The organism is Bacillus sp. SJ-10 (assembly GCF_002843505.1).
GTDB classification, from domain to species: Bacteria; Bacillota; Bacilli; order Bacillales; family Bacillaceae; genus Bacillus; species Bacillus velezensis.
Window position 1 is genome coordinate 3,253,058 of record NZ_CP025258.1, and the last position, 17,070, is coordinate 3,270,127.

The window sequence follows — 17,070 nt, forward strand, 5'->3', positions numbered from 1 at the left end:
AATGGCACTTCCGCAAAATGATAAACTAATCCTGCATACGCTCCAGCGCATAATCTGCTTCCTCCGCAGTCAGTTCGCCCGCTTTTAATTGTCTGAGGAGCTCTTTTACTCTCTCGTTCTTTCCATTGGAATCCGCTGTTGCACGAGTCTGTGCCTCCGCGGAAAACGTTTCTTTTTTACGAATGGTTACATCCTTCAAACCTGCAAGTCTCTCTCCTTGTTCATTAAGCAGCTGAATATCGTAAATAAGCTCGGATTGACCTTTTTGGCCTGTTTTACGCGCATAAGCCCAGCATTCTGCTGAAACCTTTTTCCGAATCGTAATCTCTCCTATTGAAAAAGGAACATAAACAGATGCCTCTTCTCTTCCGTCGGTAATTCCGAACAAAGATTGCAGAGCCCCATCAATTAAAGACGGATGCAATGTATAATTTTCAAGAGCATATGCGGCTTCTTTTGGCAGCAATAAGTGTGCAACCGCTTCCGTTCCGCCGCCCCATAAACGTTGAATCGGCTGAAAAGCGCGCCCATACAGGAACCCGTTTTCCCGAAAATACTCGTAACATTCATCTTGTTCACGGACAAAAGCACTTCTGTTTATCATCTCTTGTCTGTCGATGTTCTCTATATCATCATCACTGTAATGATGATCATAATCTAATTCCCCCGTCACAAATCCAGTCCTTACAGCAGCATCCTCGTCAGGTGACATGTTAAATAATATGCTGCCGTCTTTTACGGAAATGTGAGTGTAAATGGTCAGGCTCTCTTGCAAAAGCATGGCCGGTCTGGCAAATATCACGTTTTTTAAACGAGTGACCTTTTTCTTTCGATATGACCGCGTTCCCGCTGCGCATGCCATTTCAAGAAAAGCAGCTGCCGGGAGAATGCTCTTGTTTTTTACAATGTGGTCTTTTAACCAAATCTCTTTTTCTCTTAATGTCGTTTTAAAAAACTGCTGTTCCAGAGTAGATTCATTCGAATCCAGAAGCGGGTGCAGTGAAGACTGCTGCGGCAATGTTTCCGGAAATATTGCACTTTGATTTCGAGGCACCCAGTAAGACTCCTCAGCAAATGGATATAAAGGAAGCTTGACCTTTTGCGGGGTATATTCTTCATATAACTCTCGCCATTGAATATCAGCCCCGAAAGACCATAATTTTGCAAGAAGATTCAAGTCCTTTGTCTCCATCATCACCTCGAGGAATTTATCTTTCATCTTTTGGTCATGAAAGATAAAGACTTTATCAAAATCTTTCGTAACATTGCCTTTGTATACGCCCTCTCCAATTGTTCCTTCAGTACAGAAAGTTCTCAGCTTCTCCTTAAGCTCCGGCAAATCGGAAGCTACAACAGCAAGTCTGTCTTCCATCGGTTGCCTGCATGTCTGCAATGTAAAAGCGATATCAGCTGCCGAGGCCTTTGTCTCCCGCTCTGTGAATTGCAGAAGGCGCCGAGCGTATTCTTTCAGTCTGTCTTCATTTTTGGCTGAGAGAACTGCGGCAAACGGCCCGCTTATTGTTTGTGTGTCCGCATGGTTTTGATATTCTTCCACAATGACATGGGCATTTGCTCCTCCCGCTCCGAACGAACTGATTGCTGCTCTCCTGTTGGAGGCGCCTGATTCTTTCCGCCACTCTTCTTCTTTCCGCTGAACGTAAAAAGGCGTCTTTTCAAATCGGATATTTTGGTTCAGCTGTTCCGAGTGAATGGATGGCGCCAATTTCTGATGCTTAAATTGTAAAAGAACTTTTGTAAGAGCTGCTATACCTGCAGCAGACTCCAAATGTCCGATATTAGACTTCACTGAACCTATAGCACAAAATTGTTTATCATCCGTAAATTTCTCAAACGCTTTTGTCAATCCTGCGATCTCAATCGGATCTCCGAGCGAGGTACCCGTTCCGTGTGCTTCCAAGTAGCTGACGGATCGCGGACTGATGCCTGATTTCTTGAAATTTTCAGCAATCAGCTCAGCTTGTGCATTCGGATTCGGAACCGTAAATCCATTGGTTTTTCCGCCATGATTTACAGATGTTCCTTTAATCACTCCGTATATATGATCCTGATCAGCAATTGCTTTTTCCAGAGGTTTCAAAAGGACGGCTCCCGAACCTTCTCCCGGGACATAGCCGTCTCCGCCCTCTCCGAAACTTCTGCACAATCCTTCGGTGGAAACAAAATTACCTTGACTCAGCCAAAGGTATTTGCTGGGATGTATGGACACATTAACGCCGCCCGCAAGCGCAATTTCACTTTCCCCTCTTTTAATGCTCTCACATGCCAAGTGAATGGCCGTCAGCGATGATGAACACATCGTATCCAGTGCAATGCTCGGGCCGGAGAGATTAAAAAAGTATGAAACCCTGTTCGCAATAGATGAAAAGAAGGAACTGAGCGCAATCGGATTGCCCCGCGCAGTTTCTTCTGCGCCGAATAATTGATATTGTCCGTACATGGCTCCGACAAACACACCGGCTTTCATACCGTCAAGCTTCTCTTTTGTATATCCTGAATCTTCAAGCGTATGCCAGGAGGTTTCGAGAAAAATTCGCTCCTGAGGGTCCATCAGCTCAGCTTCTTTATGAGAAATGTGGAAAAACAGCGGATCGAATTGATCAACACCGCTGATAAAACCGCCCCACTTACTGTTGATTTTCCCCTTCTCCATTCTGTCGGGACTGTAATTCGATCTGAAATCCCAACGTTCCTCGGGGATTTCAATAATACAGTTTTTCCCTCCGGCAATGTTTTCCCAGAACTCCTCAAGAGTATCGGATTTCGGATATCTTCCGCTCACACCGATAATGGCAATATCCTCACCCGGCGGAACCATGCTCGGTGCAGATGCAACCTTCTGCTGCCGGTGCTGTTTTTTACTCAGATTTTCTCTTTTCTTCGGCACTCTTGTTACCGGAGCTGCCCCTGCGGCCTTAAGCACTTTTTCTTTAAAAGATGTTAGGAAGAAGTTTGAAAGCTCTTCAATGTTCTGATATTCAAAAAAGATTGTTTTTGGAAGATCCCCGAAAGTATCTTCAAGCTTTGAAATAAGTGACATGATCATAAGTGAGTTGATTCCGAATTTCTCAAAAGAGTCTTTCGCATTTATTTTATGAGATTGGATTTTCAAGACACCGCTGATGATCTTGATTAAATAGTCATTGACTTTTTCTTTCGCAGCATATTCCTCTTCTTCATCGTGTTCCGCCGTGAGTGTATCTTGATCTGCTGCAGCTGTATTTCTTTGAATCGAAAGCGCTTTTATCATTTTATCCCGCTCTCCTTCTGCAGGCATTAAGCTGGTAAATGAAGACCGCAGCATTTTCAGAAACGCTTCCAAAACAGAGGAAGTTCGCATCGGAGTCATTCCGTATTTTTCTTTTATTTGAATGATTCCATTGCTGTCGAGACTCATCCCGCCATCTTTCAATAACGGCCAATTGATTGAAAGGGTTTTTCCGTTTCGGGAGAGCTGAGATCGAAGCACTGCAAAACTGTCCATAAAATGATTTGCGTACGCATAGTCACTTTGGCCGGCATTTCCGTAAGCGGAAAAAGAAGAAAAGAGAACAAAAAAATCAAGATCTTCGTCTTTTGTCAGCTCATCCAGCCAGATTGTCCCGTAAACTTTCGGGTTCAGTACGTCCGTAAAATCACTGAGACTTTTATTTACAAGAAATGAGTCACGAAGGATGCCGGCAGCATGAATGATCCCGTTTATGCTGCCGTACCGCTGTTTAACGCCGAAAATGAATCGCTCTGTCTCTGTTCGATCTGTTATGTCCGTCCGCTGATATTCAACAATAGAGCCGCTCTCATTAAGCTTACTGATCCGTTCTTTTTGATCAGCGGTTAAAAAAGAACGGCCTGTAAGTATAATCACGGCTTGGTTTTCTTTAGCGATGTGTTCCGCAAACAGCAGCCCGAGTTTTCCCGCTCCTCCGGTAATGATATATATGCCGCCTTTTTGATACGTTACAGATCCGTTATCGTGTTCCGGATTATCAATATGCTGCAGCCCTTTCACATAACGGGTATGTGAGTCTATTAAAACCTCACATTCATCGGATTGAAAGTGCTGTATTTCACTGATTGCAGCATCCCACACCTCGGAAACCGGAGGATTTATCTCAGAATGCTCATGGCGAATCTGTATGGTTTTCGCTTTAAGCTTGGAGCTTTCCATGTTTACCGTTTTCATGAACCCTCCGACAGCTTCATGAAACGGCTGATTCAGACCGCTTGTCCAATAAATATGCAATAACGTAACAGGTTCGTTTCTTCGCATTAAAGCTTTTGATAATAAAAAGAGCGAGTTTATCCCTCTGCGAAGAGTTTCGTTAACGGATTCTTCAGTGAATTCTCTGATTTCTCCGTTCCATAAATAAAGCACGACATCAGGTGTAAATCCGTTTTCAGCCAAATCAGACAGCAGCATTTCGACATGATTTTCATCAGAAGGATTGATTATGCATCTATTCCGTTCAATTCTATAATCAGAATCGGGCGTTACGAGAATGACACGGTTATGTTCTCCATTCATCATCTCGGCATGCTGAAAAAGACGGTTATCCTGATCAAAAATCAGCATATTTCCCGGCGCCTGCTGATTCGGCATATCAATGTTATTTGTCCTTACCCAATCGTTCTTGAAAAAAATGGTTGGGGACGGAGCTTGTGATTCCGGCTCCGCCTTTTTTTCCATTTGTTCTTTTCTGTAAGTGCGAATTAGCTCCAGTCCTGCATCAGGAGACATTTGCTGTTCTTCAATTAAGGAAAGTATTTGTTTGATCTGCACTATTTTCCCTCCAGCAGCTGATAAACTTGGTCAGCAGAAAGTTCACCGTTTTTCAATCGTTCTAATAAGAAGAGAATTTCCTGATCTTCATTTTTACGTCCTGCGGTTAATTCTCCCCCGGTCACTTTTCTGACAGAAAAGTCTTTCATGCTCACGGCTATTTCGCCGCTCTCGTTAATAAAATCAATGTTATACGTATAAAAACCGGTTTCTTTCACCGAAACATGGCATCGGGCAGTAAGCGCCCTCTTAATGTGAAGCTCTCTAAGTGAATATGGAACAAATAAGCCCTCTTTCTCATTATCTCTTAACAAAAATGCCGCCGCTTGAAAACCGCCGTCAATCAATGAAGGATGAAGTGTAAAATGTGAAAACCCGTTCGCTAAATGAGCAGGAAGCTCCAATTCTGCCATTAACTCCATATCACTGCGATATACGGCTTTCAACGTTTGAAAACTGCTATGATATGTCAGGCCCATACGGCTGAAGCGGTGATAACACTCTTCCCGGCTTATGACCGGCTCACTGCTGCGTATGAACTGATCAATATCGACATACTCAGGATTGCTGTTTATGTCTCCGAATACTGTTTCACTTTGTGTGCAGATTTGCTGCACGCCATCCGGACCCTCCTTACATATCATTACGTTCAACTTATCTTGTTTCATTTCCAAGTCGGTATAAATGTGCAGCGTTTTTCCTTTATATAATATAGGTCTGTTCCACATCACGTCTTTTATTTTATATACTTTACTTTCTCCGCTTATTTCCGCACAAACAAGAGCCATTTCAAGCGAAGCGGCTCCTGGCAGCACATAGTCTCCTGAAACAAGATGATCAGTGACGAAAAATTCAGTTCCGGAAATAACAGTTTTAAATGCTTGTTTCTTTAATGTTGAGACATTCTCGCTGATTAATGGGTGAAGACTTTTACTATTAACCTCGCTTTTGTTCTTTTTCGGAGTAAACCAATAACTCTCTTTTGCAAACGGATAAGTTGGCATCGGCACTCTATTCAATTTCTTATTGCCGATTGTCTTCCATTCAAACTCGGCTCCATTGGCCCACCATTGTGCGAGCAGCTCCTCTTTTCCGCTTTGAAGAGCCTCCTGAATCATATATTCAGAAACAGCTGTGCGCTCTTCAGTGTTTTCGCTTATAAATACGCCTTTTTGCACCTTGCTGTCATCAAGAAAGCTGACGTATTTATCTCTCAGCTCAGTCAGACTCGCTGCACATACGGCAATTCTTTCGTTCATTGCTTCCCGGCCGTTTTGCAATGTAAATTCCATGTCACTGGCATTAACGGTCATGTCACCGGCAATCACGCGATCCAAGTACTGAACCATAAGCCGGATATACTCAAGTAATTGATCTTTGGTTTTCGCAGATAAAACAAAAATATGTGTGTTACCGTTGTTTTCCGGCACTTCTTTTTGAGGTTCCCTATATTCCTCTAAAACAATATGCGCGTTCACACCGCCGAATCCGAATGAGCTGACACCTGCTCTCCTCGGCAGATCGTTGTTCTCTTCATCTTTTATCGAATTCCACTTTTGAGCGGTTTCTGTGATATAAAATGGCGTATTTTCCAGTTTGATGTATGGATTGAGTTCTGAAAAATGGGCGAGTCCCGGAAGTTTGCGATATTTAAAAGCCAGTAACACTTTCAGCACTCCGGCTATTCCGGCAGCGGTTTCGAGATGGCCGATGTTTGTTTTCACAGACCCGATTCCGCAGCATTTCTGTTTCGCAAAAGGAATGTCCCATTCTTGATATAACGTTTTAAATGCCTTTATGATGCTGTTCACTTCAATCGGATCACCAAGACTTGTCCCTGTGCCATGCGCTTCTATATATCCCGCAGTGGCAGGACTGACCCCCGCCTTCCGCCAAGCTTCGGTTAATAAGTCCGCCTGTGCGTTCGGATTCGGAGCTGTCAAAGAATTGGCGCGGCCGCCGTGATTTACAGCTGACCCTTTAATCAAACCATATATATGATCACCGTCTGCCTGTGCTTTGCTGAGCGGCTTGAGCAATACTGCAGCCGCCCCTTCACTCCTTACATAGCCGTCAGCGCTTTTATCAAACGTTTTGCACTTTCCGTCTTTGGAAAGCATACCTGCTTTATCAAAAGCTATAAACAGAGTAGGGCTTGTCATAATATGCACTCCGCCTGCAATCGCCATTTCAAAATCGCCTCTTTGAATCCCCTCAGCCGCACGATGGAGCGCAACTAACGAACTTGAACAGGCAGTGTCAATCGGTTCGCTCGGACCCGTCAGGTTCAGCTGGTAAGAAATACGATTTGCCAATATACAATGATTTAAACCGGTTGCGGTCTGCGCCTGAACAGAGACGCCATTTTCATTCAGACGTTCAGCATAATCCGTTGTGGCGACCCCTGCAAACACCGCGGTTTTCGTCCCTGCCAAATCAGACGGCTTATAGCCCGCATCTTCTATTGTTTTCCATACAGTCTCCATAAAAATTCTTTGCTGGGGATCCATTAATTCTGCTTCGGCGGGAGAAATCCCGAAAAACAACGGATCAAAACTGTCCGCGCCTTTGATAAATCCGCCTTTTTTTATTTTTGTTCTATTGACGTCCCTGATCGGATCGCCGTCAAACTCTTTCCAGTTCCAACGGTCTTCAGGAATGTCTGTAATCATATCCCGGCCTTTTTCAATTCCTTCCCAAAAGTCTTCCAGCGTATCTGTTTGGGGGAAACGGCCGCTTATTCCCACTATTGCCACCGGCTCATTCATATGTCTTTCCTCTTGCCTAGTTTTATTTTCAGGCTCAGGGGAATGTTCATAGGATTCCGGCGGAGGCGTGCTGTACAATGTTTTTTCGTCAGCTGCAGAAAAAGATTCTGTCTCAGCAAAAAGGATTTCTCCGTATTCCTCGATTACATAATCAGTCATTTCAGCCAGTGAATTGCATTCAAAGAAAATGGACGGCAATAATTCCGTACCATATTGTTGATTGATTTCATTTCCGAGTCTGGTAAACGTAATAGAATCAAATCCGTACTCGCCGAATGAAGTCTCTTCTTCTATTTCCTTTCTGTCAATCTTCAAAATACTTGACATCATCTTTGCGATGCCCTCAATCAGATTTTCTCTCCGGTCTTTCGCCGCAGATTCATCTGAAGAAAAAGAACCGCAGAGATGAAGCTTCTCGGAATACTCACTCTTTAAAAACTCAAGAAGTTCATTAAAATCAGTAAGACCGAAAAAATCTGACGGCATCATTGATATTCCTAATGACTCGTTTAATTCGCTGCCCAGCATTGTAAACATAATTGAATCAAATCCGTATTCACTTATCGGCAGTTCAAAATCAAATTCCCGTTCTTCAATTTTTAATACGCCGGTGATGATGCGCGTCAAAGTGCTTTTTAAAGATTCAGTTATTGACAGCTCTTTCGGTTCGTGATTTTCGTCGGCGATTGCCGGATCACTTTTTCCGCTGTCAATCGTTATCATTCGTTCCAGCTTTAATTCATTACCGCTAAATACCATTATTTGATGTTCACACCCTGTCATTGCTTGATCAAATGCTGCAAGGCCTTCCCGTTTTCCCAGAGGCAGCATTCCGAAACGGTCATAAAGGAACTTCTCTGAATGAATATCAATTTGCATACCGCCTTCTTTCCATAAAGGCCAATTAATCGAGACTGTTTTTCCAGGTTTATTTTCCGCCGCTCTCATTTCCGCAAAATAATCCATAAACCGGTTTGCATAAGCATAATCGGTTTGTCCCGCGTTCCCGATTATTGCGCTGATAGATGAAAACATTACAAAAAAGTCCAGAGGTTCTCTGTCTGTATACCGGTCAAGCCATATCGTTCCGTAAACCTTGCTGGCCACGACTGAATCGAGATCCTCTTCACGCTTATTGATGAGTAATGAATCTTTTATCACACCGGCACTGTGAATAATTCCTTTAACAGGACCTAATTTGTTTTTGACGAGGTTTATCAGGTTATTGACATTTTCCTTATCAGAAATATCGGTTCTTACATAAAAAACCTCTGATCCGTTTTTTTCGAGCTCTTTTACATTGCTTACGGCTTCCTCAGAAAGCTCTGACCTGCCGATAAGGACAAGTTTTATTCTCCCTTTTCGCACAAGATGTCTGGCGAAAATCAGTCCCAGACCGCCCGTTCCTCCTGTAATGAGGTAAACTCCCCCTTCTTTTACTTCCATCTTTTTGGGGGGCTCGGCACTTTCAATTTCTGCAGAGTGCTTGACCTGCCTGATTCCATCTCTGTATCTGATTTCTGAAGTACCATCGCTGATGATTGTTTCTTTCACAAGGTTTTTTAATTCAGGCAGACCGGTGTTCAGCTGTAACTGAATTTCACCGCTTTGTATTTCAATATTTTTACCGGACAACATTGGATGTTCCAAATGAAGTGACCTAAAAAAGCCGCTGATTGCCATTTGATAAGGTAAGATTTGATTTTCCCTTGTGAAAAATACATGTGATATCAGGATTTTATGTCTTGGGATTGTTGCTAGCAGAGCTTTCGTTACATTGAAAACCGGCAAAACAGCCTCTTCCAGCTTTTCATGAATGTTCTGCTCAATTCCCGTTTCAGGGCTCATCCCGATTAAAATGACGCGGTCAATTGTCACTTGTCTTTCTTTAAGAATCGCCAGCAATTTCTGATAGCCGTCAAGTTTGACGCTGTTCAATTCAAAGGAATCAGCTCTTTTTTCTTGAAAACTGCCGCCATGGCGGACAAAGATCATGTTCAAGCCGATATCTTTATATGCCTGGCGGATCAGCGGTTCTGATATATCCCGACGGAGTGAAATCACAAGGCAGCTGTTTAAACCGCTGGCTTCAGGCTGATGAAGCAGAGGGGCCCGCTTCCACATATCAGTGTAATACTTAACTGAATGCCGCTCATCCTGAGTCTGCGGTGCAGCCCTTAACGCCTTTAACGCTAAGTTTTTTATTTTAAGACTTACAGATCCGTTTTCATCCATAAATAATATATGAAACCTTTTGACATCATCATGTTGTCTTTCATCGGCAGCTGTAATGTAAGCATAGCCGTTTGCCGAAGGTGTATGAAGAATCTCCAGCTCACCTAATTCAAAAGGCAAATATGCGGTGTGATCTCCTTCTTGACCGGACGTAAACCCGGTTGTGGATTGAAAAATGCCATCCAATAAACACGGTTCCAGCAGCGTGCCGGATTTTTTATGAATGCTCTCAGGAAGTGATATTCGTGCAAGAACAGCATTTTCATGGATAAACAGCTGTTTTATTACCTGAAAACTGGCTCCATAGTCCAAACCGCTCTGCCGGAAATCCCTGTAACACTCAGCGCCGCTGATTAATCTTTTCTGTCCGGTTAACCAGCTGTCCAATTGAAAACGCTCTGTATGAGAGGCATCTTTATCTCCGCATGTGATAATGTTTCCTTGGCAGTGAACTGCCGCTTCAGGTTGCATATCGGTTTTCACCACAAATCTGCCGTCTTTTTGATTCGGCAGCAGATCTATCATTATCGTCTTTTCTTTTTCAACGGTTATTGGAACCGCCCATACAACCTGACTCAGTTTTATGACTGATTTTCCGTACAGCCTCTCTCCCGCTTCTCTGGCCGCTTCGATGATTGCCGCTCCTGGCAGAACCATATTCCCATGCACAACATGATCTTTTACATAATATTCAGAATCTGAAAGCGTTTTATAAAATCGGCACTCACCTGCAGAAAAATCAAATAAAGGAGCTTTATCAGCTGTTGATTTTGATTGCGCCTTATTTGACACCCACAGTCTGTTTTTTAAGAAAGGGTAAGTCGGCAGGGTAAGTTTCGCCGGTTTTCTGCCAGTGCGGAAATCTTCCCAGCTTAAATTGCCTCCTGATACCCAGAATTCAGCCATTTCGGCTAATGTGGTTCTGCCGGATTTGAGCGGAAGTTCCGATTGCTGCTGTCTGCGTTTATGATTCAGTTTTTTCCCTCTAAATATTTCGTGATCGTCAATTCCATTATAAAAGTGATTTAATTTCAACATCAGATCATCGATATTATTTGAAATGACAGCAAGCCTTTCCGGCATGGCTTCACGCCCTTCAAGAAGGGTATACGCAATATCAGAAAGGTGAAGCGGCTTGTTTGTTCCCGCTTGCTGCAAAAACTCGCCCTGTTGTTGACGGGCCTTTTGAAGATATTCCACCAGCTGTTTTGCCGATTCCCGTAAACTCAGTGAATGCTTGGCTGAGAGTACGATAAGTTCCTCACTTTCCTCACAATCCGTATAACAGTCAGCAGCAGACTCATACTCTTCCACAAGAATATGAGCATTCGCCCCGCCCGCTCCGAAAGAACTTAATCCCGCACGCCGCGGATATTTGCTGTCAGAATGTTTTTCATTCGCGGGTTTTATCCAGTCGGCGGTTTCCTGCTGAAGGCAAAAAGGTGTCTCTTCCAGATAAAGATCCGGATGCACCCGTTCAGCATGCAGTGTTGCGGCTATTTTTTTATACTTCATTTGTAAGATAATCTTTGTCAGGCCGGCAATACCCGCAGCCGCTTCGAGATGACCGATGTTAGATTTAATCGATCCGAGAGAGCAATATGAAACATCTTCGGTATAAGCTCTAAACGCCTTGGTCAGGCCTCGGACTTCAATCGGGTCACCCAGCGGCGTTCCCGTGCCGTGGGCTTCAATAAAGCTGACACTTCTGGCGCTCCAACCGGCCGCTTTAAGAGCTCCTTGGATTAAATCCGCCTGTGCGGCAGGATTAGGCACCGTATAGCCATTCGTCTTTCCCCCATGATTAATTGCCGTTCCTTTAATGACGGCGTACACAGTATCATTATCACGTATGGCATCTTTAAGCGGTTTAAGAATAACGGCCCCGACACCTTCCCCGGGTACGAAACCGTCGCCGCCTTCTCCAAAACTTCTGCATTTTCCCGATTTTGAAAGCATTCCCATCTGACATCGGTATAAATAGTCAGAAGGATGAAGATACAAATTTACTCCTCCCGCAACCGCAACCGAGCACTCACCTTTTTTTAAACTTTGGCAAGCCATGTGAATTGCCGTTAAGGATGAAGAGCAAGCCGTATCTACAGGGACACTGGGACCTGTAAAGTCAAATGTGTAAGACACTCTGTTCGCGAGAGACCATGGGAACGAATTTGGAAGTACATCGTTTTTGTCCGTCGGTATTCTTTCGCCGAGCAGCTTGTAAGAATTGGTTGTCACTCCCGCAAATACACCGACATGTTTTTCGGTCTGCTTTCTCAACCCTTCAATGGTATATCCCGAATCTTCAAATGCTTTCCATACGGTTTCGAGAAATATTCGTTCCTGAGGATCCATCGCTTCTGCTTCTCTTGGAGATATTTGAAAAAACAAAGAATCAAATGATTCAGCATTCTTTAAAAATCCGCCCCATTTGCAATAAATTTTCCCCTCATGCGCTTTAGCGGGGTCTGGATCATAGTAGGTCTCATAATTCCATCGTTCTTTCGGAATTTCTGTGATTGCGGTTCTCTCTTTTGATAGAAGCTCCCACAATTCTTCGATATTTTCAGCCCCGGGATAACGGCCGCTGATACCGATTACCGCTATCCCGTCAAGATGTTCTTTTTCCTCCGCCGCAGGTGCAGTGATGTTTTGTTCCGGCCTGGCGGGGGTAATGCTCTGAATCTGTTTTCCTTTTTCCTCCCGTGAAAATAAACGCCCCAGCCGATCCGGATATTCCTTTACAAGATGATCTGCTAAATCTCTGATTGTATGAAATTCAAATAAAAGCGTTTTCGAAATTGCTCCCAGTGACTGCTCCAGCTTTGTGTTGCATTGATGAATCATAACCGAATCCATTCCATATTCAGCCAGATGCACATCTTGATCGATCTCTTCCCGTTCTGCACCGACCTCAGAGGAGATGATATTGGTTAAAAACAAAACTGTCTGATCCAAAATATCGCCTTGAGCCAAAGGAATGGCACTGCCTGTCTCTGTTTCGTCCGTCAAAAATCTCTGCCGCATAAATTGTTCAAAGCGCTCATGATCACCGCAGACTGCAATATTATGCAGCTGACCCGAAGTTACAATCCGCGAAAACCATTGCGTTCCGTTTTCAGCAGGAAGTTCTTCGAGCCCGGAACCATGAAAAAGAGACGTCCGCCCTTGACCTGACAGGTTCGCCCCCATTCCGATGTCTTTCCATAAAGGCCAATTGATTGTCAGCGTGCGGCCGCTGCGCAGAGAATTTTGCCGTTTCCATTCCCGATATTCTGCAAAATGATCTAAAAAGCCGTTTGCATATGCATAATCACACTGGCCTTCGTTCCCTGCAATAGAGACGACTGAAGAAAAAACGGCGAAAAAATCCAATTCCAGCGACTTCGTTGCATGATCAAGATTCAATGCACCATGAACTTTTGGAGCAATCACCTCTGAAAGTTCCTGCTTTGTTTTTTGAAAAAGCAGCGAGTCTCTGATAACTCCTGCGCAATGAATGACGCCATGAAGACCTGCATGCTGATCGGTAATACCGTCAATCATTTTTTTTACCGCTTCTTTATCGGATATATTCGCCTGTATATAATAAACCTTGGCTTTAAAGCTGTTCAGATATTCTAAATGTTTCTGCTTATCTCCGGTTAAAGCAGATCGCCCCGATAGAATAATGGTGGATCTTTCAGTTTTCGCGCAATATTCAGCGACTTTACTGCCAATCCCCCCAAATCCCCCTGTAATTAAATATACTTTATCTTTTTCAGGGTATTGAATGGTCTTTGTGTATGTTTCTCTCTGCTTCTCTAACATCCGTGCATATCTTACGCAGCCTCTGTAAGTGATATGAATATGCCGATCAGGCGCTGTGTTTATTTCTTTATAAAGAATGGCAGCCTTCTCTGAAAATGAAACGGCTGCAGAATCATGTTCAAAGCAAACCGTCTTACAATGCAGCTGCGGATATTCTTGTTTTACCGATTTAAAAAAACCGTTCACACCTTCAAAATACGGCAATTTTTCTTTTTGATCTGCGCTGAATGTATAAATGAACGTTACTTTGTTTATAAGGTTCTCGCTGATTAAAGCCTTAGTCAGATAAAACACGGAATAAATTCCTGATTCGAGTGTTTCTTCCAGTTCAGGCTGTTTTTCAGACCACGTATGCAAAATTGCATCAGGCGCTGCGCCTTTTTCTTTTAACAGACGAATGACACTTTGATAATCATCGGGACGCTGCCTGTTGATCGTGAAAACACTATCGCTTATCTGCTCTAAACGGTCACCGGGCATAATAAGATATGCGGACGTATTCTCTCTTTTTTTCATCTCTTCAAAATAGTCTTTATTCTCGGAGAACAGCAAAATAGTACAGGCTTGTCCGCTGTCCGCTTCATTCTCAAGTGCGGTTTCTTTCCATATCGGCGTATAAAGTGCCTGATTCTTCTTTGCTGAAAAAGCCGCGTCTGATTTTACCTGCTGAGGGTTTAAAGAAAATTGACAGCGCTCAAACGGATAAGGCGGAAGCGGGGCTTTTCTTTTATGATAGTCACCTAGTTTCGCCCATTCAATCTCTTCTCCTGAAAGCCACATTTGCATAAATGAATGATAAAGAGCCTCATCAGCTGCTTTGTCCGCTTCAAAAGCAGCCGCTTTGTTTAGTTTTGCTGATGGAGGGAGCGATCCGAATTGAAAAACTGAAAACTCAGAAATATCCACATCCGGCTCCGTTCCCTTTTCTTCCGTGTGAAGCGGCATATGATCAGCTATCTCCTGAGACACGGCATCCATTTGATTGTATTCTGTCATCAACGGAAAACGATCCTTATCATAAAAATCTGCCGGCTGCTCATTCATACAAGCAACAGCCTGTTTAATTCCGTCTTGCTTTTTCAATAACATGCTCAGAAAAAGTTCTTTAGACAAAATTCCTTCGTCCAGTAAATTTAATATTTCCAGAACATAATCATTATTAAAGAATCCATCATAATCTGTTAAATCCCATCTCTTATACAGTCTCCTCATAGAGGCAAGGATAGCCATGATCGCCGCTTCCTCATCAGCCGGCAATGCGTTTCTTTTATCCGCCGTGCGATTCACAATATAAGATAAAATCTCGATTTCCTGAGTCTTTCCCGCTTTATCCCACTCTTCTAAAAACCCTTTAAACGTATATTGGTGCTCAAGAAGCAGCCGTGTTTTCCCGTACAGGCGGTCTGCAAAATCAGCCGGGAAGCTCAGACCGTTCAGCAGCATCCTTACATATTCTTCATTTAATCGAACCGGCGGGTACGTTTTTGAAGTGTACGGATTGACAAATGGAATGGACGGCGGCTCACAGGATAAGTGCGAAGGTTTTTCAGCGCCTGTGATGACAGAAATGGCCTTTTCAATTTTGATGATACCCGCTGCTGCAAGAGCGACGTAATATCCGTCTCCGGCGCCTGTAATGAGGCTTGGCTTAAAACCGGATGCCAGGATACTTTTTATGATTTCCGTATTGATAACTAAAGAATACAAGCGGATTTTCTCAGGCGTCCATTTTCTTTTAAATGAACTGTGCAATGTCGGTATACCCTTCAGCACCGGCCTTACGTTCTTTTCTAAATCAGGGAACACCCGTTTCAAAACGGCAAATTGTTTATAACTTTCCCATTTGAAGTCACCGATGGCAAGCGCCCATTCAGAATCTTGTTTCCTCCGAAAACTCAATCCCTCTTTAAGCTGATTTTTAAATTCCTCCTTGCTGCCTGCCAATAAACCAGCCCTGTAATCAAACGATGTCCTCCCTGTTAAAAGGGTGCTGCTGATCACTTCATTTGATATTTTGCAAAATTCCTCTGAATCGTCAGCAAAGGTTCTCCAATGATGTATCATTTGTTTCATGCTTTCTTCACTTTTAGCGGAAAAAAGGAAGGGTACCCTTCCTTTTCTGTCAGATTCGTCTTTTGTATGTATAAATTCTTCGATGATGACGTGAGAGTTGACACCCCCAAAACCGAAGGAGCTGATTCCCGCCCTGAGCGGAGCCCCGTCTGCCGCCTTCCAATCACTTGAATCAAGTGCCGGCCTAAACGGTGTTTTTTCAAACTGTATAATTGGATTTACCGTATGTACATTCAGGCTTTTCGGCACCCTCCGGTGTTTCATCATCATTAGAACTTTTATCAATCCGGCCATTCCCGCCGCTGCTTCTGTATGACCGATATTTGTTTTCACACTTCCGATCCTGCAATATTGAGTATCCTCAGTATATTGCCGATACGCTTTTGTCAATGCTTCTATTTCTATCGGATCGCCCAGAGATGTACCTGTGCCGTGTGCTTCTACATAAGAAACCGTCGCAGCATCGACAGCAGCGTTGTGTAAAGCTTCTGAGATGACCCGGCTCTGCGCTTCTGCTCTGGGAGCGGTTATGGAACGGGATTTACCGCCATGATTAACAGCTGTCCCTTTTATGATCCCGTATATATGGTGACCGGCTTTTACTGCATCACCAAGGCGCTGCAGCAATACAACGCCTGCCCCTTCTCCGGGAACGTACCCGTTCGCCGCTGCGTCAAAGGTTTTACATTTGCCGTCAGGACTCAGCATTCTGGCTTTGGAAAAAGAAATATATTTTCCGGGTTGGAAATTCAAGTTTACTCCCGATGCGATTGCATAATCGCTTTCTTTTGTCCGCAATGACTTAACCGCTTCATGTAAAGCAACAAGCGACGATGCACAAGCGGCATTTACAGACATGCTTTTTCCGGTCAAACCGAATGTGTATGAAAGCCGGTTGGAAAGCATAGCTTCGAAACTTCCTAAACAGGCGTAACTGTCGATTTCCGATTCAGTATGACCTGTCTGCCGGTAGTCAGAATTCATAATACCCGCAAAAACAGAAGTGGTTTTACGCTGGAGATCCTGCAAAGAAATCCCGGAATCTTCGATGCACCGCCAAGTTTCTTCTAAAAGGATTCTTTGCTCAGGGTCCATGTTTTTCGCTTCCCGGGGAGAGATATTAAAAAACTTATGGTCGAAATGGTCAGCTTTATGAATAAAACCTCCCCACTTGCTGATTGTTTTGTTCGGTATACTGATATCGGCTGAATAATAAAGATCGGGATCCCACCGTTCAATCGGCACTTCCCGGATGGAATCTTTGCCGCTATTTATGTTTTCCCAGAATTCATGATAATGATCTGCATCGGGGAATCTGCAAGCAACCCCGATTATCGCGATATCCGCACTCTGTTTATTCAAATGAACCATTGGCCTCCACCCGCC

General features: G+C 43.7%; 2 protein-coding genes. Both read right to left on the reverse strand.

All coding sequences use genetic code 11. The features are described from left to right. Positions 1-25: 25 nt before the first annotated feature. Positions 26-4,798 (reverse strand): type I polyketide synthase, encoded by a 4,773-nt coding sequence (locus tag CXL14_RS15935; protein WP_014417642.1) that lies wholly within the window; start codon positions 4,796-4,798, stop codon positions 26-28. Further along, entirely contained in the window at positions 4,798-17,055 is a 12,258-nt protein-coding gene (locus CXL14_RS15940) for an SDR family NAD(P)-dependent oxidoreductase (RefSeq protein ID WP_014417641.1), read from the reverse strand. The genes CXL14_RS15935 and CXL14_RS15940 overlap by 1 nt, the downstream gene beginning before the upstream one ends. Positions 17,056-17,070: the final 15 nt, after the last annotated feature.

Coding starts and splice junctions, on each gene's coding strand:
- CXL14_RS15940 (WP_014417641.1), bottom strand. CDS start 17,055: ATGGTTCATTTGAATAAACAGAGTGCGGATATCGCGATAATCGGGGTT.